Origin of the sequence: Leclercia sp. LTM14, from assembly GCF_023736175.1 — a bacterium.
Lineage (GTDB): Bacteria > Pseudomonadota > Gammaproteobacteria > Enterobacterales > Enterobacteriaceae > Enterobacter > Enterobacter barmai.
This window is the reverse complement of record NZ_JAIKTT010000001.1, coordinates 624287-646579: the sequence shown is the minus strand read 5'-3', so window position 1 is coordinate 646579 and position 22293 is coordinate 624287. Positions and strand designations below refer to the sequence as shown.

At 56.2% G+C, this 22293-nt stretch carries 12 protein-coding genes and 2 pseudogenes; 8 read left to right on the top strand and 6 right to left on the bottom strand.

Annotation, left to right across the window (positions count from 1 at the left end; all coding sequences use genetic code 11):
* Positions 1-158: 158 nt before the first annotated feature.
* On the top strand, positions 159-1511 hold the full coding sequence (glpT, locus tag K5I40_RS03035) for a glycerol-3-phosphate transporter (RefSeq protein WP_039031005.1): 1353 nt from the start codon (positions 159-161) through the stop codon (positions 1509-1511).
* Between the two features lie 101 nt (positions 1512-1612).
* On the opposite strand, the gene yfaE is transcribed toward glpT, so the two are convergent.
* From yfaE to ubiG, 4 genes are all read right to left on the bottom strand, one after another.
* Complete coding sequence (gene yfaE / locus K5I40_RS03030; RefSeq protein ID WP_223073723.1) at positions 1613-1867, bottom strand: class I ribonucleotide reductase maintenance protein YfaE; 255 nt, start codon at positions 1865-1867, stop codon at positions 1613-1615.
* A complete protein-coding gene (nrdB, locus tag K5I40_RS03025; RefSeq protein ID WP_039031007.1) occupies positions 1867-2997 on the bottom strand; it encodes a class Ia ribonucleoside-diphosphate reductase subunit beta in 1131 nt (376 codons plus the stop codon). Before nrdB ends, yfaE begins: the two co-directional genes overlap by 1 nt.
* A 100-nt stretch (positions 2998-3097) precedes the next feature.
* Positions 3098-5383 (bottom strand): class 1a ribonucleoside-diphosphate reductase subunit alpha, encoded by a 2286-nt coding sequence (gene nrdA, locus K5I40_RS03020; protein WP_223073724.1) that lies wholly within the window; start codon positions 5381-5383, stop codon positions 3098-3100.
* Between the two features lie 333 nt (positions 5384-5716).
* A complete protein-coding gene (ubiG, locus tag K5I40_RS03015) occupies positions 5717-6445 on the bottom strand; it encodes a bifunctional 2-polyprenyl-6-hydroxyphenol methylase/3-demethylubiquinol 3-O-methyltransferase UbiG (RefSeq protein ID WP_223073725.1) in 729 nt (242 codons plus the stop codon).
* 132 nt (positions 6446-6577) lie between these two features.
* Here ubiG and gyrA point away from each other — a divergent pair.
* Positions 6578-9213: pseudogene (gyrA, locus tag K5I40_RS03010) on the top strand (DNA topoisomerase (ATP-hydrolyzing) subunit A).
* Between the two features lie 143 nt (positions 9214-9356).
* A pseudogene (gene rcsC / locus K5I40_RS03005) lies at positions 9357-12202 on the top strand (two-component system sensor histidine kinase RcsC).
* Positions 12203-12306: 104 nt separating this feature from the next.
* On the opposite strand, the gene rcsB reads toward rcsC, so the two are convergent.
* Together rcsB and rcsD are read right to left on the bottom strand one after the other, a co-directional pair.
* The gene (gene rcsB / locus K5I40_RS03000) at positions 12307-12957 is read right to left on the bottom strand and encodes a response regulator transcription factor RcsB (RefSeq protein WP_032612710.1); all 651 of its coding nucleotides are present in this window, start codon (positions 12955-12957) and stop codon (positions 12307-12309) included.
* Between the two features lie 16 nt (positions 12958-12973).
* Complete coding sequence (rcsD, locus tag K5I40_RS02995; RefSeq protein ID WP_223073726.1) at positions 12974-15646, bottom strand: phosphotransferase RcsD; 2673 nt, start codon at positions 15644-15646, stop codon at positions 12974-12976.
* Between the two features lie 738 nt (positions 15647-16384).
* On the opposite strand from rcsD, the gene K5I40_RS02990 reads away from it, so the two are divergent.
* The 5 genes from K5I40_RS02990 to K5I40_RS02970 all read left to right on the top strand — a co-directional run bounded on the left by K5I40_RS02990 (position 16385) and on the right by K5I40_RS02970 (position 22177).
* Positions 16385-17494, top strand: a complete 1110-nt coding sequence (locus K5I40_RS02990; RefSeq protein ID WP_223073727.1) for a porin OmpC — start codon at positions 16385-16387, stop codon at positions 17492-17494.
* A gap of 120 nt (positions 17495-17614) precedes the next feature.
* Positions 17615-18670, top strand: a complete 1056-nt coding sequence (gene apbE / locus K5I40_RS02985; RefSeq protein WP_039031014.1) for an FAD:protein FMN transferase ApbE — start codon at positions 17615-17617, stop codon at positions 18668-18670.
* A gap of 72 nt (positions 18671-18742) precedes the next feature.
* Positions 18743-19807, top strand: a complete 1065-nt coding sequence (ada, locus tag K5I40_RS02980; protein WP_223073728.1) for a bifunctional DNA-binding transcriptional regulator/O6-methylguanine-DNA methyltransferase Ada — start codon at positions 18743-18745, stop codon at positions 19805-19807.
* Positions 19807-20457 carry a DNA oxidative demethylase AlkB gene (gene alkB, locus K5I40_RS02975; protein ID WP_223073729.1) on the top strand — a complete coding sequence of 217 codons (651 nt, stop codon included), beginning with the start codon at positions 19807-19809 and terminating at the stop codon, positions 20455-20457. Before ada ends, alkB begins: the two co-directional genes overlap by 1 nt.
* A gap of 76 nt (positions 20458-20533) precedes the next feature.
* A complete protein-coding gene (locus tag K5I40_RS02970) occupies positions 20534-22177 on the top strand; it encodes a multidrug ABC transporter permease/ATP-binding protein (protein WP_223073730.1) in 1644 nt (547 codons plus the stop codon).
* Positions 22178-22293 lie beyond the last annotated feature (116 nt).

The following is a 22293-nucleotide window of genomic DNA, read 5'->3' as shown; positions in this document are numbered from 1 at the left end:
AACAGTGTTTTGTGCGCCTTTTTGCGCATTTTGTCATATTTCTGTAACAATCTGTGCGTTGATTCACAGTAACAATCACCGTGATTTCTTAACATCCCCGCCTCTGGAATTCAGGTGCGAGCCACCTGCTCATTCACTTCAAGGCCACGGAGGCTGTCATGCTCAGTATCTTCAAACCTGCGCCGCACAGGGCGCGTCTGCCTGAGGCAGAAATAGATCCGCTCTACCGCCGTCTGCGTTGGCAAATTTTCCTGGGGATCTTCTTCGGGTACGCGGCGTACTACCTTGTACGTAAAAACTTTGCGCTCGCCATGCCGTATCTGGTGGAGCAGGGCTTCTCCCGTGGCGATCTCGGCTTCGCGCTGTCGGGGATCTCTATCGCCTACGGGTTTTCCAAATTCATCATGGGCTCCGTGTCGGATCGCTCGAATCCGCGCGTATTCCTGCCCGCCGGTCTGATCCTGGCGGCAGCGGTGATGCTCTTTATGGGCTTTGTTCCCTGGGCAACCTCCAGCATTGCCGTCATGTTCGTCCTGCTGTTCCTCTGCGGCTGGTTCCAGGGCATGGGGTGGCCGCCATGCGGACGCACCATGGTGCACTGGTGGTCACAGAAAGAGCGTGGCGGCATTGTGTCGGTGTGGAACTGCGCCCATAACGTGGGCGGCGGTATTCCGCCTCTGCTGTTCCTGCTGGGGATGGCCTGGTTCAACGACTGGCACGCTGCGCTCTATATGCCTGCCTTCGGCGCCATCGTGGTGGCGATTATCGCCTTCGCTCTGATGCGCGACACGCCACAGTCCTGTGGCCTGCCGCCGATTGAAGAGTACAAAAATGACTACCCGGATGATTACAGCGAGCAGCATGAAGAAGAGCTGACCGCAAAACAGATCTTCATGAAGTACGTGCTGCCTAACAAACTGCTGTGGTACATCGCGGTGGCGAACGTCTTCGTCTACCTGCTGCGCTACGGCATCCTCGACTGGTCACCGACCTATCTGAAAGAGGTGAAGCACTTCGCGCTGGATAAATCGTCCTGGGCCTATTTCCTGTATGAATACGCCGGTATTCCCGGCACGCTGATTTGCGGCTGGATGTCGGACAAGGTGTTTAAAGGCAACCGCGGCGCAACGGGGGTGTTCTTCATGACCCTGGTGACCATCGCGACCGTCGTTTACTGGCTCAACCCGCCGGGTAATCCGGGTGTGGATATGGCCTGTATGATCGTTATCGGCTTCCTGATTTATGGTCCGGTTATGCTGATTGGTCTGCACGCCCTCGAACTGGCACCGAAAAAAGCGGCGGGGACGGCGGCTGGCTTTACCGGTCTGTTCGGCTACCTCGGCGGCTCGGTCGCAGCGAGCGCGATTGTCGGCTACACCGTTGACTTCTTCGGCTGGGACGGCGGCTTTATGGTGATGATTGGCGGTAGCGTGCTGGCGGTACTGCTGCTGATTGTGGTCATGATCGGTGAAAAACGTCACCACGCGGAAGTGCAGGCGCGTCGTCAATAAGGTGCAGGTTTATGGCTGGATAACCAGGTGGCGGCTTCGCCTGACCCGGCCTGTGAACTGCGGTTTTGTAGGTCGGGTAAGCGAAGCGCCACCCGACACAATCACATCTCGATCTCAATATCCCCTTTTGCCCGGCAGCAGCAGGGCAAAATTTCCCCTTCGTTGATAAAGGCCAGCGGTTCGGTGACCCAGTCAACCTGACCGGAAACCAGACGACAGCGGCAGGAGCCGCAGTAGCCTTCGCGGCACTGGTATTCAACGGCAATCTGATGGGATTCCAGCGCAATAAGCAGGGAGGGGTGCTCTTCCTGGCACAGAACTTCTGTGCCAGAAAGACGAAGCGTCACGCGGCTCATCAGAGCTGGAAGTCGCTCAAATCGTCGGTGTTAACTTCAGAGTCAATCTGACCGACCAGGTAGGAGCTCACTTCCACTTCCTGCGGCGCAACCTGGACGTTATCGGACACCAGCCAGGTGTTGATCCACGGGATCGGGTTGGAGCGGGTCTGGAAGGGCAGGTCGAGACCGACCGCCTGCATACGGATGTTGGTGATGTACTCCACGTACTGGCAGAGAATATCTTTGTTCAGGCCGATCATGGAGCCGCCCTGGAACAGATATTCCGCCCACTCTTTCTCCTGCTGGGCCGCCTGGACAAACAGGTCATAGCTCTCCTGTTTGCACTCTTCAGCAATCTCCGCCATCTCCGGATCGTCCACGCCGCTGCGCAACAGGTTCAGCATATGCTGGGTGCCGGTCAGGTGCAGGGCTTCATCGCGGGCGATCAGGCGAATGATTTTGGCATTGCCTTCCATCAGCTCGCGTTCCGCGAAGGCGAAGGAGCAGGCGAAGCTGACGTAGAAGCGGATCGCTTCCAGCGCGTTCACGCTCATCAGGCACAGGTAGAGTTTTTTCTTCAGCTCACGCAGGTTCACGGTGACGGTTTTGCCGTTCACGCTGTGGGTGCCTTCACCCAGCAGATGCCAGTAGCTGGTCATCTCGATCAGGTCGTCATAGAAGTGGGAAATGCCTTCCGCGCGCTTCAGGATCTGGTCGTTGGTGACGATATCATCGAAGACAATCGCCGGATCGTTGACGATGTTACGGATGATATGGGTGTAGGAGCGGGAGTGGATCGTCTCGGAGAACGCCCAGGTCTCAACCCAGGTTTCCAGCTCCGGGATGGAGATCAGCGGCAGCAGGGCCACGTTCGGGCTGCGCCCCTGGATGGAATCCAGCAGGGTCTGATACTTCAGGTTGCTGAGGAAGATGTGCTTTTCGTGATCCGGCAGGGCCTGGAAGTCGATACGGTCGCGGGAAACGTCAACTTCTTCCGGACGCCAGAAGAAAGAGAGTTGCTTTTCGATCAGCTTTTCGAAGATGTCATATTTTTGCTGATCGTAGCGCGCCACGTTGACCGGCTGGCCGAAGAACATCGGCTCTTTGAGCTGGTCGTTTTTCGTCTGTGAAAAGGTGGTGTATGCCATTGAAGTGAGTCCTGTTGAAATTGTATTGCCCGGCGGCACTGCGTTTGCCGGGCCTACAAAACCGTAGGCCGGGTAAGCGTAGCGCCACCCGGCATTAACATTAAATCTTACATGCGCCGCTTTCGCAGCCGTCATCCTGAATAGATGGGACCAGATCGTCCTGCGCATCTTCCGCACCGTCGCGGGTGTTTTGATAGTACAGGGTTTTCACGCCAAATTTGTAGGCGGTGAGCAGGTCTTTCAGCAGCTGCTGCATCGGCACTTTTCCTGACGGGAAGCGTGACGGATCGTAGTTGGTATTCGCAGAGATCGACTGGTCGATAAACTTCTGCATGATACCCACCAGCTGCAGGTAGCCGTCGTTATTTGGCATCTCCCACAGCAGCTCGTAGTTGTTTTTCAGCAGCTCGTAGTCCGGCACCACCTGGCGCAGGATCCCGTCTTTCGACGCTTTGATGCTGACGTGACCGCGCGGCGGCTCAATACCGTTGGTAGCGTTGGAGATCTGCGAAGAGGTCTCGGACGGCATCAGGGCAGAGAGCGTGGAGTTACGCAGGCCGTGAGTCTTGATGGATTCGCGAAGCGCTTCCCAGTCAAGATGCAGCGGCTCATTGGCGATCGCATCCAGGTCTTTCTTGTAGGTGTCGATCGGCAGAATGCCTTTGGCGTAGGTGGTTTCGTTGAACCACGGGCAGGCACCCTGTTCGATGGCCAGCTCGTTCGAGGCTTTCAGCAGGTAGTACTGAATGGTTTCGAAAGTCTGGTGCGTCAGGTTGTTAGCGCTGCCGTCGGAGTAGCGTTTGCCGTTTTTCGCCAGCCAGTAAGCGTAGTTAATCACGCCAATACCCAGCGTACGACGACCCATCGCACCGCGTTTTGCCGCCGGGATTGGGTAATCCTGATAATCCAGCAGCGCATCCAGAGCACGTACCGCCAGCACCGCCAGCTCTTCCAGCTCGTCGAGGCTGTTGATTGCACCCAGGTTAAACGCGGAGAGCGTACAGAGGGCGATTTCGCCGTTTTCGTCGTTAACATCTTCCAGCGGTTTGGTCGGCAGGGCGATCTCCAGACACAGGTTGGACTGGCGCACTGGCGCAACCACCGGATCGAACGGGCTGTGGGTGTTGCAGTGGTCGACGTTCTGGATGTAGATACGGCCGGTAGAGGCACGTTCCTGCATCATCAGCGAGAACAGCTCAACCGCTTTCACGCGCTGCTTACGGATGCTGTCGTCGTTTTCGTACTGCACGTACAGACGCTCGAATTCGTCCTGATCGGCGAAGAAGGCGTCGTACAGGCCCGGGACGTCGGACGGGCTGAACAGGGTGATGTCACCGCCTTTCAGCAGACGGGTGTACATCAGCTTGTTGATCTGCACGCCGTAGTCCATGTGGCGCACGCGGTTGCCTTCCACGCCACGGTTGTTTTTCAGTACCAGCAGGCTTTCGACTTCCAGATGCCACATCGGGTAGAACAGGGTGGCCGCACCACCGCGCACGCCGCCCTGAGAGCAGGATTTCACCGCGGTCTGGAAGTGTTTGTAGAACGGGATACAGCCGGTGTGGAACGCTTCACCGCCGCGAATTGGGCTGCCCAGGGCACGAATACGACCGGCGTTGATGCCGATACCGGCACGCTGGGAAACGTATTTCACAATGGCGCTGGAGGTGGCGTTGATGGAATCCAGGCTGTCGCCGCACTCGATCAGCACGCAGGAGCTGAACTGGCGGGTTGGGGTGCGCACGCCGGACATGATCGGCGTTGGCAGAGAAATTTTAAAGGTGGAAACGGCATCGTAGAAACGCTTCACGTATTCCAGACGGGTTTCACGCGGGTAGTTAGAGAACAGGCAGGCCGCCACCAGAATGTAGAGGAACTGGGCGCTCTCGTAGATTTCGCCGGTCACGCGGTTCTGGACCAGGTATTTACCTTCCAGCTGCTTCACCGCGGCGTAGGAGAAGTTCATATCACGCCAGTGATCGATAAACCCGTCCATCTGCCTGAACTCTTCTTCCGTGTAGTCTTCCAGCAGATGCATGTCGTACTTGCCGAGCTCAACCATCTTCACCACATGATCGAACAGCGCTGGCGGCTCAAACTGGCCGTAGGCTTTTTTACGCAGGTGGAAAATCGCCAGACGGGCAGCGAGGTACTGATAATCCGGTGCTTCACGGGAGATGAGATCCGCCGCGGCTTTGATAATGGTTTCGTGGATATCAGACGTTTTAATGCCGTCATAGAACTGGATATGGGAGCGCAGTTCAACCTGAGAAATCGATACGTTATTCAGCCCTTCTGCTGCCCAGTCGAGAACTCGATGGATTTTGTCCAGATTGATACGCTCGGTAGCACCGTCGCGCTTTGTCACCAGCAGACTCTGATTCATGTGGGTTTTTACCTGTCCGTGAAAAATGAAAATATCCCCTGCTTATCCACAGGCCTCTGTGGATAAATACTATATATAGGGGTTTTACGATAAGGATAACGCTAGATGGTGAGTATTCTAGTAAGGATTCTTTTCAGCACAAGAGTTGATTTTGAGGTTAAATTCAGGTTGCCAAAGCGTGATAAAGGCTAAGTCCACGAACCATAAGGCCTGGACGAGATGTCAATATTCAGCAAAAAAAAACGAAAATTTGATCGAGTGCTGATTTCTTCAACGCATGGTCAAGATTGCGCAACCTTTGCTGCGCAATCTTTATAAGAAATCTGAATGACGTTAGTCGTTTTTGGCGGTTGTGTGCAACATATAGTTAACATCCACGCCGGGTGCCAGTTTGAACTTGTCGGTGAGCGGATTGTAGTGCAGGCCGGTCATGTGCTGCTCTTTCAGCCAGGTGCCATCGACCCAGCTCAGCAGTTCCGCCGGCTTGATGAATTTTTTCACGTCGTGAGTGCCTTTTGGCACCATCCGCAGCAAATACTCTGCGCCGACTACCGCCATCAGCCACGCCTTGCCGTTGCGGTTGATGGTGGAGAAGAACACCTGGCCGCCCGGTTTTACCAGCGCCGCACAGGCTTTTACCACCGATTGCGGGTCGGGAACGTGCTCCAGCATCTCCATGCAGGTGACGACGTCATACTGCTGGGCGTGCTCCGCCGCGTGGGCTTCCACCGTTTCCTGCACGTACTCCACCTGAATACCGCTTTCCAGCGCGTGCAGACGTGCCACCTGCAGCGGCTCAAAGCCCATATCCAGTCCGGTTACCGTGGCGCCTTCTCGCGCCATGCTCTCGGCCAGGATGCCGCCGCCGCAGCCCACATCGAGCACCTTTTTACCGAACAGGCCGCCGGAACGCTCCGCGATATAGCCCAGGCGCAGGGGGTTAATGCGGTGCAACGGTTTGAACTCACCTTCAAGATCCCACCAGCGTGAGGCCACGGCTTCAAATTTGGCGATCTCTTCGTGGTCGACGTTTTGAGCCACCGGGGATTTTTCCGCATTCATGGACGCTTTTACTCCGTAATTTAAAGACGAGGAAGTATATCAGGATAACAAAGCAAATTAGTTTAAACCTAAGCGGGTGTGTTATAATTTCCGACCTTTGAATCCGGGATACAGTAGAGGGATAGCGGTTAGATGAGCGACCTTGCGAGAGAAATTACACCGGTTAACATCGAGGAAGAGCTGAAGAGCTCCTATCTGGATTATGCGATGTCGGTCATTGTTGGCCGAGCGCTGCCGGATGTCCGCGATGGACTTAAGCCGGTACACCGTCGCGTACTATACGCCATGAACGTATTGGGCAATGACTGGAATAAAGCGTACAAAAAATCTGCCCGTGTCGTTGGTGACGTAATCGGTAAATACCATCCTCATGGTGATTCCGCGGTGTACGACACCATCGTCCGTATGGCGCAGCCATTCTCGCTGCGTTACATGCTGGTTGATGGTCAGGGTAACTTCGGTTCTATCGACGGCGACTCCGCTGCGGCAATGCGTTATACGGAAATCCGCCTGGCGAAGATTGCCCATGAGCTGATGGCCGATCTGGAAAAAGAGACGGTAGATTTTGTCGACAACTATGACGGCACGGAAAAAATTCCTGACGTTATGCCGACGAAGATCCCTAACCTGCTGGTAAACGGTTCGTCCGGTATCGCCGTAGGTATGGCGACCAACATTCCACCGCACAACATCACTGAAGTGATCAACGGCTGCCTGGCCTATATCGACGATGAAGACATCAGCATTGAAGGGCTGATGGAACACATCCGGGCCCGGACTTCCCGACTGCAGCAATTATCAATGGCCGTCGCGGTATCGAAGAAGCGTACCGTACCGGTCGCGGCAAGATCTATATTCGTGCCCGCGCCGAAGTCGAAGCGGATGCCAAAACTGGCCGTGAGACCATTATCGTCCACGAAATTCCGTATCAGGTGAACAAAGCGCGCCTGATCGAGAAGATTGCCGAGCTGGTTAAAGAGAAACGTATTGAAGGTATCAGCGCGCTGCGTGATGAGTCTGATAAAGACGGCATGCGTATCGTGATTGAAATCAAACGCGACGCGGTAGGGGAAGTGGTTCTGAACAACCTCTACTCCCTGACTCAGCTTCAGGTCTCCTTCGGTATCAACATGGTGGCACTGCACCATGGTCAGCCGAAGATCATGAACCTGAAAGACATTCTGAGCGCGTTCGTGCGTCACCGCCGTGAAGTGGTGACCCGTCGTACCATTTTCGAACTGCGTAAAGCCCGCGATCGTGCACACATCCTCGAAGCGCTGGCCGTCGCGCTGGCGAACATCGACCCGATCATCGAACTGATCCGTCGTGCGCCAACGCCTGCCGAAGCGAAAGCGGGCCTGATCGCCAAACCGTGGGATCTGGGCAACGTCTCCTCGATGCTGGAACGTGCCGGTGACGATGCTGCGCGTCCTGAGTGGCTGGAGCCGCAGTACGGTATTCGCGATGGCAAATACTGGCTGACCGAACAGCAGGCACAGGCGATTCTGGATCTGCGTCTGCAGAAACTGACCGGCCTTGAGCACGAAAAACTGCTCGACGAGTATAAAGAGCTGCTGGAGCAGATCGCTGAACTGCTGCACATTCTGGGCAGCGCCGATCGCCTGATGGAAGTGATCCGTGAAGAGCTGGAGCTGGTCCGCGATCAGTTCGGCGATGAGCGTCGCACTGAAATCACCGCTAACTCTGCGGATATCAACATCGAAGACCTGATCAACCAGGAAGACGTTGTTGTGACCCTGTCTCACCAGGGCTACGTGAAGTACCAGCCGTTAACCGACTACGAAGCACAGCGTCGTGGCGGGAAGGGCAAATCGGCGGCACGTATTAAAGAAGAAGACTTTATCGACCGCCTGCTGGTGGCCAACACCCACGACACCATCCTCTGCTTCTCCAGCCGGGGCCGTCTGTACTGGATGAAGGTCTATCAGCTGCCGGAAGCGAGCCGTGGCGCGCGTGGACGTCCAATCGTCAACCTGCTGCCGCTGGAGCAAAACGAACGCATCACCGCGATCCTGCCGGTTCGCGAGTACGCTGAAGGCGTAAACGTCTTTATGGCGACCGCCAGCGGTACGGTGAAGAAAACTGCCCTGACCGAGTTCAGCCGCCCACGTTCTGCCGGCATTATTGCCGTCAACCTGAACGAAGGCGATGAACTGATTGGTGTGGATCTGACTTCAGGCTCTGACGAAGTGATGCTGTTCTCTGCCGCCGGTAAAGTGGTGCGCTTTAAAGAGAACGCGGTGCGCGCGATGGGTCGTACGGCGACCGGCGTTCGCGGCATCAAGCTGGCGGGTGAAGACAGTGTGGTCTCCCTGATCGTTCCACGTGGCGAAGGCGCAATCCTCACCGTCACCCAGAACGGTTACGGTAAACGTACCGCGCAGGACGAATACCCAACCAAGTCCCGTGGCACCCAGGGCGTTATCTCGATCAAAGTCACCGAGCGCAACGGTTCCGTTGTTGGCGCGGTACAGGTCGACGATGCCGACCAGATCATGATGATCACCGATGCCGGTACGCTGGTGCGTACCCGCGTGTCGGAAATCAGCGTGGTCGGGCGTAACACCCAGGGCGTGATCCTCATCCGTACCGCGGAAGATGAAAACGTGGTGGGTCTGCAGCGTGTCGCTGAGCCAGTAGATGATGAAGAGCTCGACTCTATCGACGGTAGCGTGGCAGAAGGTGACGATGAAATCGCACCGGAAGCGGAAACCGACGATGATGCGGCAGATGATGCCGAAGAGTAATCTCTCCTGACGATAAAGGGCCGGTTTCCGGCCCTTTTCTTTTGCTGCGGCCCTGAATTGCAGACAACCGAACGTTGCGACGGCGGCGATTTACCGCTACCTTAACCCATTCCTTGTGATCCTGACGGCGGAGCCTCGCCCCCTTGAAATACCTCGTCTCCTTTCGAACCACGCTGAAAGTTTCTCGCTATCTTTTCGGGCGCTGGCGCTCCTGATTTGGGTGCTGATCGCACTGTTTTCGGTGTTTTACATCGTCAATGCGTTGCACCAGAAGGAGGCGGAGATCCGCCAGGAGTTTAGTCTCAGCTTCGATCAGTCCCAGCGCTATATTCAGCGAACGTCGGACGTCATGAAGGAGCTCAAGTACATCGCCGAGAACCGTCTGACGGCGGAAAACGGCGTTCTGGCTATGCGCGGACGCGACAGTAAAGCGGATGTCCCCAACTTTGAACCTCTGTTCCCCGACTCTGACTGCTCGGCGATGGGCTCCGCATGGCGGGGTTCGCTGGAGTCGCTGGCCTGGTTTATGCGCTACTGGCGCGATAACTTCTCGGCAGCCTACGACCTTAACCGGGTCTTTCTGATTGGCAGCGAAAACCTCTGCATGGCCGATTTTGGTCTGCGCGAAGTGCCGGTGGACCGCGACAGCGCCCTGAAGACCCTGCATGAGCGGATTGTCAAATACCGTAACGCGCCGCAGGACGAGCGCGGCAATAACCTCTTCTGGATAAGCCAGGGCCCACGTTCAGGGGTAGGCTACTTCTATGCTCTGACGCCGGTCTATCTCGGCAATCGCCTGCAGGCGATGCTCGGCATTGAGCAGTCTATCCGAATGGAGAACTTTTTCACCCCGGGCAACCTGCCGATGGGCGTTACCATTCTCGATGAAAATGGCCACACCCTGATTTCGCTGGCCGGGCCGGAATCCCGACTGAAGGTCGATCCGCGCTGGATGCAGGAGCGCTCATGGTTTGGTTACAGCGCCGGTTTTCGTGACCTTGTACTGAAAAAAAGCCTGCCGCCTTCGTCCCTGAGCATCGTTTACTCCGTGCCGGTAGATATGGTGCTGGAGCGAATTCGCATGCTGATCCTCAATTCGGTACTGCTGAACGTGCTGGTGGGGATTGCGCTCTTTACCCTTGCGCGCATGTATGAGCGCAAAATCTTTATCCCGGCGGAGGTCGATGCCCAGCGTCTTGAAGAGCACGAGCAGTTCAACCGCAAAATTGTCGCCTCGGCGCCGGTGGGGATCTGTATTCTGCGCACCCTCGACGGGACCAATATCCTCAGTAACGAGCTGGCGCATAACTACCTGAATATGCTCACCCATGAGGACCGGCAGCGGCTGACGCAGATCATCTGCGGACAGCAGGTCAACTTCGTCGACGTGCTGACCAGCAACAACACCAATCTGCAGATTAGCTTTGTCCACTCGCGCTACCGCAATGAGAACGTGGCTATCTGCGTGCTGGTGGATGTCTCCGCGCGCGTCAAAATGGAAGAGTCGCTGCAGGATATGGCCCAGTCCGCTGAACAGGCCAGCCAGTCGAAATCGATGTTCCTTGCCACCGTCAGCCATGAGCTGCGTACCCCGCTGTACGGGATTATTGGTAACCTCGATCTGCTGCAGACCAAAGAGCTGCCGCGCGGCGTCGACCGTCTGGTGACGGCGATGAATAACTCCTCCAGCCTGCTGCTGAAAATCATCAGCGATATTCTCGACTTCTCTAAAATTGAGTCCGAACAGCTGAAAATCGAGCCGCGCGAATTCTCGCCGCGCGAGGTGATGAACCATATCAGCGCCAACTATCTGCCGCTGGTGGTGCGTAAACAGCTGGGGCTGTACTGCTTTATCGAGCCGGACGTGCCGCTATCGCTTGAGGGCGATCCGATGCGCCTGCAGCAGGTGATCTCCAACCTGCTCAGCAACGCCATCAAGTTTACCGATATGGGCTGCATTGTGATGCACGTCAGCCGGGCAGGGGACTACCTGAGCATCCGCGTGCGTGACACCGGGGTGGGCATCCCGGCGAAAGAGGTGGTTAAGCTTTTCGATCCCTTCTTCCAGGTGGGAACCGGCGTTCAGCGCAACTTCCAGGGCACCGGGCTGGGGCTGGCGATCTGTGAAAAACTGATCAGCATGATGGACGGCGATATCTCGGTGGATACCGAGCCGGGCATGGGCAGCCAGTTCACTATCCGTATTCCGCTCTATGCCGCACAGTCTCCGGCTAACATGCCGATTGAGGGATTAAGCGATAAACGCTGCTGGCTGGCGGTTAATAACGCCTCGCTGCATGCCTATCTTGAGTCACTGCTGACGTCGCACGGCATCCGGGTGGCGCGCTATGCCGGGCAAACCCCGGACGCGGACGATATGCTCCTGACTGACGATGAGCTGACGCAGCCGTGGCAGGGCAAAGCCGCGGTGATCTTCTGCCGTCGCCATATCGGTATCGCCCTGGAGCGTGCCCACGGCGAGTGGGTGAACAGCGTGGCAGCGCCGCATGAGCTGATTGCCCTGCTGGCGCGCATCTACCGTGTTGAGATGGACAGCGCAGGCGGTAGCACATCGCTGCCGTCGCCAGAGTCGGAGCAGTCCCTGAATGAGGACATGATGATCCTCGTGGTGGATGACCATCCGATTAACCGCCGTCTGCTGGCCGACCAGCTGGGCTCGCTGGGCTATCAGTGTAAAACCGCCAATGACGGCGTGGATGCCCTGAACGTGCTGAGCAAAAACCATATCGACATCGTCCTGAGCGACGTAAACATGCCGAACATGGACGGCTATCGTTTGACCCAGCGCATCCGCCAGCTCGGCCTGACGCTGCCGGTGGTGGGCGTCACCGCCAATGCGCTGGCAGAGGAGAAGCAGCGTTGTCTGGAATCGGGAATGGACAGCTGTCTGTCCAAGCCGGTAACGCTGGACGTGCTGAAACAGACGCTGTCGGTGTATGCCGAGCGGGTGAGGAAAACGCGGGGATAAAAAAAGCCCATTTATGGGCTTTTTTTGCCCGGCGGCGCTTCGCTTGCGCGGGCCTACGGGCATTGTAGGCCGGGTAAGCAAAGCGCCACCCGGCATTTCACCGATTACTCTTTATCCGCAGGACTCAGCGTGACGGAAGAGAGGTAGTTCAGCAGGGCGATATCGTTCTCAACGCCCAGCTTCATCATTGCAGATTTTTTCTGGCTACTGATGGTCTTGATGCTGCGGTTCAGCTTCTTGGCGATTTCGGTTACCAGGAAACCTTCAGCAAACAGACGCAATACTTCGCTCTCTTTTGGCGACAGGCGTTTGTCGCCGTAACCGCCAGCGCTGATTTTTTCCAGCAGGCGAGAGACGCTTTCCGGGGTGAATTTCTTCCCTTTCTGCAGCGCGGCAAGCGCCTTAGGCAGATCGGTTGGTGCGCCCTGTTTCAGGACAATCCCTTCAATATCGAGATCCAGAACGGCACTTAAAATCGCCGGGTTATTGTTCATGGTCAGCACGATAATCGAAATGCTTGGGAAATGGCGCTTGATGTATTTGATCAGCGTAATCCCGTCACCGTACTTATCTCCAGGCATGGAAAGGTCGGTGATGAGCACGTGCGCATCAAGCTTAGGCAGGTTATTAATCAGTGCTGTGGAGTCTTCAAATTCACCGACTACATTCACCCACTCGATCTGTTCAAGTGATTTGCGAATACCGAACAGTACAATCGGATGGTCATCGGCAATAATTACGTTCATATTGTTCATGTATAGGGCTACCTTGCTACAGCAAGCTTTTGACGTAGGCGTCAATGTCGCTGATGTATTTTTCTATGCTGGCGGCATCTTTCTCACGAATAAGATGTTCCAGCGTTTCACATAATTGCTTGCCTGGAACCAGATTAAGCATGGCAAACACCCCTTTGAGCCGGTGTGCTGTTTGAGCCAGCGCCGCGAAGTCGTTCGCGGCCGACTCAGTATACAACCTCTTAACATCATCTGGTACTGTGTCTACAAAGAGCGAATAATATCCGCTGGCATGAAGTTCAGCATTTCCGTTGCCGCCCAGTGGGGATTCCGGGATCGTTTCCTGCGACAGCTGCTCTTCTATTAGTTGTAGTACAGCTTCCTGCATAGCATTGCTCATATTAAAGTTGACGCGCACCTGGCCGGGGCCAATTTTTCGCACGCCTGGCTCATCATCGCTTAAAAGCAAGCCCGAGGCAGTAAGATTAGACGGATTATCCGTTAAAAAGAGATCATATTCTTGACTTGCCAGCCTTTCGTCCGGGGAAATACAGCTTGCGCCCCAGTTTTCCAGCTGACGAACCACGATATTGCGGATCTCGTTTGAGGTCACGTCCACCATGATCACCACGTCATCCAGCAGGCGTTCATCTTCCTCTGCTTCCTGCGGCGTGGCTGGCATTTTCACGTGCAGAGAGTAGCGGGTGCCCAGAGATTCACGCGCTTTGATATTCAGATGGCCGCCCAGCTTGCGCGCCAGCTGATCGCAGAGCCAGAAGGTGAGGGCGTTGGCTTTGCCATAGTTGTCGTGCTGGGTCTCGTTGAGGAACGGGAAGTGCAGATTGTCGATTTCACTGGCCGTGACCCCCTCGCCGGTATCCAGGATACGGAAGGTGAGGCGGTCGTCGGCCGACTCATCGCTGCTCACTTCGAGAGTAATCTTGCCGATCTGGGTGGTGGTGACCGCGTACTGGATCAGCATCAGCAGAATGCGGCGCAGGGCGTCACGGTCGCCATGACGTTCATCATTCGCGCGCAGCGGGTTGTTAATCAGCAGCTGCAGCCCTTTGCGCTTGATCACCGGCAGCACTTCCGGCACCACTTCATCGATCAGATCCTGAATCGAGAACAGCGACGCATTGCCCTTCCAGGTGTCATTTTCCAGCATATTGGCCAGCTGGATCTCATCCACCAGCCGCACCAGCGTGTCGGCATGAGACGACAGCTGCAGGCTCTCCGGGCTGGATAAATGGGCGGCTTCGCTGGCCAGCGCCTTCAGCGGCAGTTTGAACGCCTCGCCGATATTCTGCATAAACGCCGCGCGACCTTGCTGGTTTTTCTCGTACAGCCTTTGCGCCTGCTTGAGCTTTTTATTGACCAGCACCTCGCGATCCTGATCGCGAATAATGAAAATCTGCGTGCGCGACGCCACCTGGCTGCGGAACTGACGGATCTCGTACAGTTCGTTATTAATGGTGGCCTGAATCACCCCCTGGTGCTGATCCGCCATGCTGGTGATGTTCTGCAGATTCAGGTGCGGCAGCAGGTGGTCGGCAATTTTGTTACTGATCACCGTCCGGTTGGCTTCCTGATCGTGCACCAGCAGGCCGAGCGGCAGCACGGAGACTATCTCTTCATTCAGCGCGCGCAGGACGCGCAGCTCGTTGCTGGTGCCGGACGCAACGGGGACATCACTCTGGCGACCCGGCTGCGAGCGGAATGTGCTGTAACCGAACAGCGCCAACGCCAGCAGACCGATATTAAGCAGCAGCGGCAACAGAATATTTTGCAGGGTATCAAGCAGCAGCGTCCCGAAAGGCACCTGCCAGACCAGGCGCATGCCGGTGGTGTTCAGGGTTGAAGCTATCTCGATTTTCGAGCCATTAAAGGAGATAGAGACGCTGTCCGGGCTCTCTTTATCCGTTGGCGCGCGCAGGTTTTGAACCGTGTTGTCCTGCTCCAGACGGAAGCTGTCGAGCGGCATATCCGGTGGGATCAGATCGTTGATCGGCAGATCGAAGGCCACCACCGTCGCCAGATGGCCTGGCTGATTGAAGGTGGTACGCAGAGTAAAGTAGTGGCCATTTTGCCAGGCCAGCCGGCGCAGGGAGGAGAAACTTTCGCGCTCGTCCAGGGCGTTAGCCTGCTGCAGCATCTCCGCGCGGCGGGAATCGACAATGTTACCCACCGTAGACTCTTTAAACCCGGAAGAGAGATCCTTAAGCGGCAGGGTGGAGATCAGGATCATGCTGTTGTCCTGACCGTTGAGATAGTACATCGACCAGGGAACCGTCTCCGCGCCCCACAGCGTATCCAGGTAAGTTGACATCCGCTGGGTCATCTCCAGCGTGGCGCTGTCGTGGGAACCGAAGATCAGGGCCTCGGTTTTGCGTCGCGTTTTTTCCAGATAGTAGACGTCCTGTTTCAGGCGCGTCTCCTGCAGCCCTTCCGCAGAGGAGGTGGTTGGGGTCGCCGCGATGTTGTCGTAGATCTGCCAGGTGGCATAGCGCCAGGTGTCGATGCGTTTATGCAGCGCGTGGCTGATATCGACAATCTGGTAGCTGCGGTCTTTGAGCCAGGTATTCACGGCGCTCTGCACCATCACGCCCATGGTCACTAACAGCACAACGATCAGTAGAAGAAAGAAACGCGTAATGCTGCCCGGAAGCAGGGAGAACTTGTTCGCGGTTGTGATATCAGACTGACTCATTGATGTGTTTAATCCGTTATGGCTGCGCTGCAGGCGAGTAGGGCAGTATAAAGCGTAATAATCGAATTTCCAGCCTCACTCTCTCGCATATGCTGACTTTTTCGACGCGTTGCGCAAAACAAACGAACCGCGTTAAATCTGTACGTTCGGATCAATATTGTACAAATAATTGACAATTTCGCGAAAAAATAGCACGAATAAACAAGAAATTAAATCAACCATTCAATTTTTGAGGCTAAAAATAGTACGCGAGGATTTAATTAATAGTCGTTATAGTTTCAGGTGGGTAGCACAAATTATTTGAATTTGCGTAAAGATGAGTAAAAAAAAACCGAATGCATTGCATTCGGTTCAATTCTGGATAAACAGACATTCAAATTTGAATGACGGTAATAAATAAAGTTAATGATGATAGCGAGAGATATTTTAGTAGCCGCCGGGATTTTTGTTTTGTCAATCAGTGCTATAATTTATTTTATGTAAGTTGTTGAATTTAATTGTTTATTTTAACTTTTTGATTATTGGTGCTTTATTTTTTAACTTATTGTGCGGCAAAAAAGTTCCCTCATATTTACAAATTGAAACATCTATACGGCAATATGAAACATCTTAAAAGTTTTCGTATCATATTCTTGTTGGATTATTCTGTATTTTTGCGGAGAATGAACTTGCCGACTGGTTAAGAGGGTTAATCAGTAAGCAGTGGTAATAAAAGACATATAACAGAGGGTTAAAATAATGAAAGTTAAAGTACTGTCCCTCCTGGTGCCAGCACTGCTGGTAGCAGGCGCAGCGAATGCGGCTGAAATTTACAACAAAGACGGCAACAAATTAGATCTCTACGGTAAAGTAGACGGTCTGCACTATTTCTCTGATGACGAAGGCGCTGACGGCGACCAGACCTACATGCGTATCGGCTTCAAAGGCGAAACTCAGGTTAACGATCAGATCACTGGTTACGGTCAGTGGGAATACAACGTTCAGGCTAATGACACAGAAAGCAGCAGCAACCAGTCCTGGACTCGTGTGGCCTTCGCAGGTCTGAAATTCGCTGAAGCAGGTTCTTTCGACTACGGTCGTAACTACGGCGTGATCTACGACGTAACCTCCTGGACCGACGTTCTGCCAGAATTCGGCGGCGACACCTACGGTTCCGACAACTTCATGCAATCCCGTGGTAACGGCGTTGCTACCTACCGTAACCAGGACTTCTTCGGTCTGGTTGATGGCCTGAACTTTGCTCTGCAGTACCAGGGTAAAAACGGCAGCGTCAGCGGCGAGAACGTCGGTGGCCGTAGCCTGCTGAAACAGAACGGTGACGGCTTCGGCGGCTCCCTGACCTACGATCTGGGCGAAGGCTTCAGCGTAGGTGCGGCAGCGTCTTCTTCTAAACGTACCTCAGACCAGAACGCTGCAGGCGTTTACGGCGAAGGTGACCGTGCTGACGTGTACAGCGGCGGCCTGAAATACGATGCGAACAACATCTACCTGGCAGCACAGTACTCCCAGACCTATAACGCAACCCGTTTCGGTAACTCCCAGAACGGCAGCGACGTTTACGGCTTTGCTAACAAAGCACAGAACTTCGAAGTGGTTGCACAGTACCAGTTCGACTTCGGTCTGCGTCCATCCGTGGCTTACCTGCAGTCCAAAGGTAAGGACATTGAGAACTACGGTGACCAGGATCTGCTGAAATATGTTGATGTTGGCGCGACTTACTACTTCAACAAAAACATGTCCACCTACGTGGATTACAAAATCAACCTGCTGGATGATAACTCCTTCAACCGTCAGGCTGGCGTCAGCACCGATGACATCGTAGCGCTGGGTCTGGTTTACCAGTTCTAAGTCTTACGTAGTATTGCGAAAGGGGCCAAATGGCCCCTTTTTTTGGTTTTGCTGTCAGGCCCTTACAAAGCCTGCTTTTTGGTGTACTCTTGCCGGTCTCAGGCTTGAGGATAATAACGAATGGAAATTACTTTTCTGCGTGTCGGCTTTCTGGCGACCCTTTTTATGCTGTCTGCATGTGATGCCCCCACACCGCCGGTAAAGAGCGAAACCGCCGCCGCGACGGTACTGGAAGGGAAAACGATGGGCACCTTCTGGCGCGTCAGCGCCATCGATCTCTCCGCTGCCCGGGCAGAAGAGCTGCGCGGCAAGATCCAGTCCCAGCTGGATGGCGATGATCAGCTGATGTCCACCTATAAGAACGACTCGGCGCTGATGCGCTTTAACCAGTCGAAGAGCACTTCACCCTGGCCGGTGAGCGAAGCGATGGCGGATATAGTCACCGAATCGCTGCGGGTGGGCTATAAAACCAACGGCGCGATGGATATTACCGTCGGCCCTCTGGTTAACCTGTGGGGCTTTGGCCCGAACAAGCAGCCGGTACAAATACCCGACCAGGCGCAAATTGACGACGCCCGCGCGCAAACGGGGCTGCAGCATCTGTCGGTGATTAATCAGTCCGGTCAGCAGTATCTGCAAAAAGACATTCCCGATCTGTTTGTCGATCTCTCCACGGTGGGTGAGGGCTATGCTGCCGATCACCTGGCGCAGCTGATGGCCGAAGAGGGGATCTCCCGCTATCTGGTCTCTGTGGGCGGGGCGCTGGTCAGCCGGGGCATGAATGCCAGCGATAAACCCTGGCGCGTGGCGATCCAGAAGCCGACCGACAGGGAGAATGCCGTGCAGGCCATTGTCGATATCAACGGCCACGGCATCAGCACCTCCGGCAGCTACCGCAACTACTATGAGCTGGACGGCAAGCGTATTTCCCACGTGATCGATCCCCAGACTGGCAGTCCGATTACCCATAATCTGGTGTCGGTGACGGTGATCGCCCCGACGGCTCTCGAAGCCGATGCCTGGGATACCGGTCTGATGGTGCTGGGGGCGGAAAAAGCCAAAGAGATCGTGCGGCAGCAAGGGCTGGCGGTCTATATGATCACCCGCGAAGGGGAGGGCTTCAAAACCTGGATGTCCCCGCAGTTCGCCAGCTTCCTCGTTAACGGGGCGAATTAAAAAGCAAGGTTGCGGGTTTTTATCGGCTGGCGCTCAGGCAGGCTATGAGTATGCTTACAGAAGGAGCCGATCATGAAAAAGCCAAACCTGAATAATGATGACCAACGCTGGCTGGCGGTGCTGGCCCGCGATTGTCATGCCGACGGTCAGTTCGTTTTTGCCGTACAGACCACCGGTATCTTCTGCCGCCCGTCCTGCCGGGCGCGCCATGCCCTGCGCGAAAACGTCCGCTTTTATCCCGATGCCCGCCACGCTGAACAGGCGGGTTTTCGCCCCTGTAAGCGCTGCCGCCCGGATCAAGAGGATCCGCAGGCGCAGCGCGTCGCCACCATCGAAAAAGCCTGCCGGTTACTGGAGCAGGAAGAGCCCCTGACCCTGGAGATGCTGGCGCAGCAGGTGGCGATGAGCCCGTATCATCTTCATCGTCTGTTTAAATCCTCGACCGGCATGACGCCGAAAGGCTGGCAGCAGGCTGCCCGGGCAAAAAGACTCCGCGATGCCCTGGGGCAGGGCGAGAGCATTACCGACTCCGTGCTGGCGGCGGGATTCCCCGGCAGCAGCAGCTACTATCGGCAGGCCGATGCCACGCTGGGGATGACCGCGAAGCAGTACCGCAGCGGCGGAGAAGAGACCACCGTGCGTTACGCCCTGAGCGACTGCGCGTTGGGGCGCTGCCTGGTGGCGGAAAGCGGGCGGGGCGTCTGCGCGATTTTGCCCGGCGATGACGATAGCGCCCTGATTGCCGAGCTGGAGACGATGTTTCCTCACGCCCACAGGGAGCAGGCCGATGCCGCCTTTACCTCGCGCGTCGCCCGGGTGATCGCCAGCATTGATAACCACGCCGTCGCGCTCACGCTGCCGCTGGATATTCGCGGCACCGCCTTTCAGCGCCAGGTCTGGCAGGCCCTGCGCGCCATTCCAGGTGGAGAGACGGCAAGCTATCAGCAGGTGGCCAACGCCATCGGGCATCCCGGCGCGGTGCGTGCGGTGGCCCGGGCCTGTGCCGCCAACAAACTGGCAATCGTTATTCCCTGCCATCGGGTGGTGCGTAGCGACGGCGGGCTCTCGGGCTACCGCTGGGGCACGGCCCGCAAAGCGGCGTTACTGCGTCGCGAAGCCAAAAAAGAGGAGGTGTGATGCTCGATCTTTTTGCCGATGAACAACCCTGGCAGGAGCCGCTGGCACCCGGGGCGGTGATCCTGCGCCGCTTCGCCCGGGCTGGCGGGCCTGCATTAATGCAGGCCATCGACCAGGTGGCAGGCGTCTCGCCGTTTCGCCAGATGGTCACCCCCGGGGGGTACACCATGTCGGTGGCGATGACCAACTGCGGCGGGCTGGGCTGGACCACTAATCAGCGGGGCTATCTCTATTCACCGCTCGACCCGCTCACCGCGGCCCCCTGGCCGCCGATGCCTGAGGCGTTTGCCGCTCTGTGCCATGATGCCGCCTGCGCGGCGGGCTATCCCGAGTTTCAGCCGGATGCCTGCCTTATCAACCGCTACGCCGTCGGGGCGAAGCTCTCCCTTCATCAGGATAAAGATGAAGCGGACCTGCGGGCGCCGATTGTCTCGGTATCGCTGGGCCTGCCCGCCGTATTCCAGTTCGGCGGATTGCGCCGCAACGATCCGCTTAAACGCCTGCTGCTGGAGCATGGCGACGTGGTGGTCTGGGGTGGGCCATCACGACTGTTTTACCATGGCATTCAGCCGCTTAAGCCAGGGACGCATCCGCTTACCGGCGACTATCGCTACAACCTCACCTTCCGCCAGGCAGCGAACAACGAATAAAAATAAGAATTATTCTTGATGTAAGCGGCGAGCAGTTTACACTGCTGGCTGTTTTTTCTTGTCTGGATTGCTCTGCATGGAACTCCTGTTACTGGTCTGGCGTCAATACCGCTGGCCGTTTATCGCGGTGATGGCATTAAGCCTGCTCAGCGCCGCGCTGGGTATCGGGCTTATCGCCTTTATCAACCTGCGTTTAATTGAAACCGTCGACACCACCCTGATGGTGCTGCCGGAATTTCTCGGTCTGCTGGTCCTGCTGATGGCCGTCACGCTGGGCTCGCAGCTGGCGCTGACGACGCTGGGTCACCACTTCGTCTACCGCCTGCGCAGCGAGTTCATCAAGCGGATTCTGGATACCCAGGTTGAACGTGTAGAGCAGCTGGGCAGCGCCTCGCTGCTGGCCGGGTTAACCAGCGACGTTCGCTCGATCACCATCGCCTTTGTGCGTCTGCCGGAACTGGTGCAGGGGATCATTCTGACCTTCGGATCGGCGGCTTATCTGGCCTGGCTCTCCACCAAAATGCTGGCGATCACCGCCCTGTGGATTGCGATCACCATCTGGGGCGGCTACCTGCTGGTGTCACGCGTCTACAAGCACATGGCGGTACTGCGCGAAACCGAAGACAAGCTCTATAACGACTATCAGACGGTGCTGGAAGGGCGCAAAGAGCTGACCCTCAACCGCGAGCGCGCCGAGCACATCTTCAATAACCTCTATATCCCGGATGCCCGAGAATATCGCCACCACATCGTGCGGGCCGATACCTTCCACCTGAGCGCGGTTAACTGGTCAAATATCATGATGCTGGGGGCGATTGGTCTGGTCTTCTGGATGGCCAACAGCCTCGGCTGGGCGGACACCAACGTCGCCGCCACCTACTCGCTGACGCTGCTGTTCCTGCGCACGCCGCTGCTTTCGGCGGTCGGCGCGCTGCCGACCCTGCTCAGCGCCCAGGTGGCCTTTAACAAGCTGCGCAAGTTTGCGCTTGCCCCGTACAAAGCGGAATTCCCACGCCCGCAGGCATTCCCGAACTGGCAGACGCTGGAGCTGCGCAACGTGACGTTTAAGTACCAGGATAACGACTTCTCCGTCGGGCCGGTGAACTTAACCCTTAACCGCGGCGAACTGCTGTTCCTGATTGGCGGCAACGGCAGCGGCAAATCAACCCTGGCGATGCTCCTGACCGGGCTGTACCAGCCGCAGTCGGGGGAGATCCTGCTGGACGGTAAACCGCTGAGTGCCGAAAAACCGGAAGATTACCGCAAGCTGTTCTCCGCTGTGTTTACCGACGTCTGGCTGTTCGATCAGCTGCTGGGGCCGGAAGGCAGGCAGGCCGATCCGGCGCTGGTGGAAAAATGGCTGGCGCACCTGCAAATGTCGCACAAGCTGGAGCTGCAGGATGGCAAGATCCTCAACCTTAAGCTGTCGAAAGGGCAGAAGAAGCGCGTAGCCCTGCTGCTGGCCCTGGCGGAAGAGCGCGACATCATTCTGCTGGACGAGTGGGCGGCGGATCAGGACCCGCATTTCCGCCGCGAGTTCTATCAGGTGCTGCTCCCGCTGATGCAGGAGATGGGCAAAACCATCTTTGCCATCAGCCATGACGATCACTACTTTATCCATGCCGACCGCCTGCTTGAGATGCGCAGCGGCCAGCTGACGGAACTGACCGGTGCCGAACGTGATGCCGCGTCGCGTGATGCGGTAGCCCGTACCGCATAACCCGCCTGCCCGGTGGCGCTCTGCCGCCGGGTCTGTTTTCCCCGCCTGCTGCTTTTTTATCCTCTCCTCTCATCCGTTTATTAATATTTACATAAGCCCACGCTATGCTTAATGCC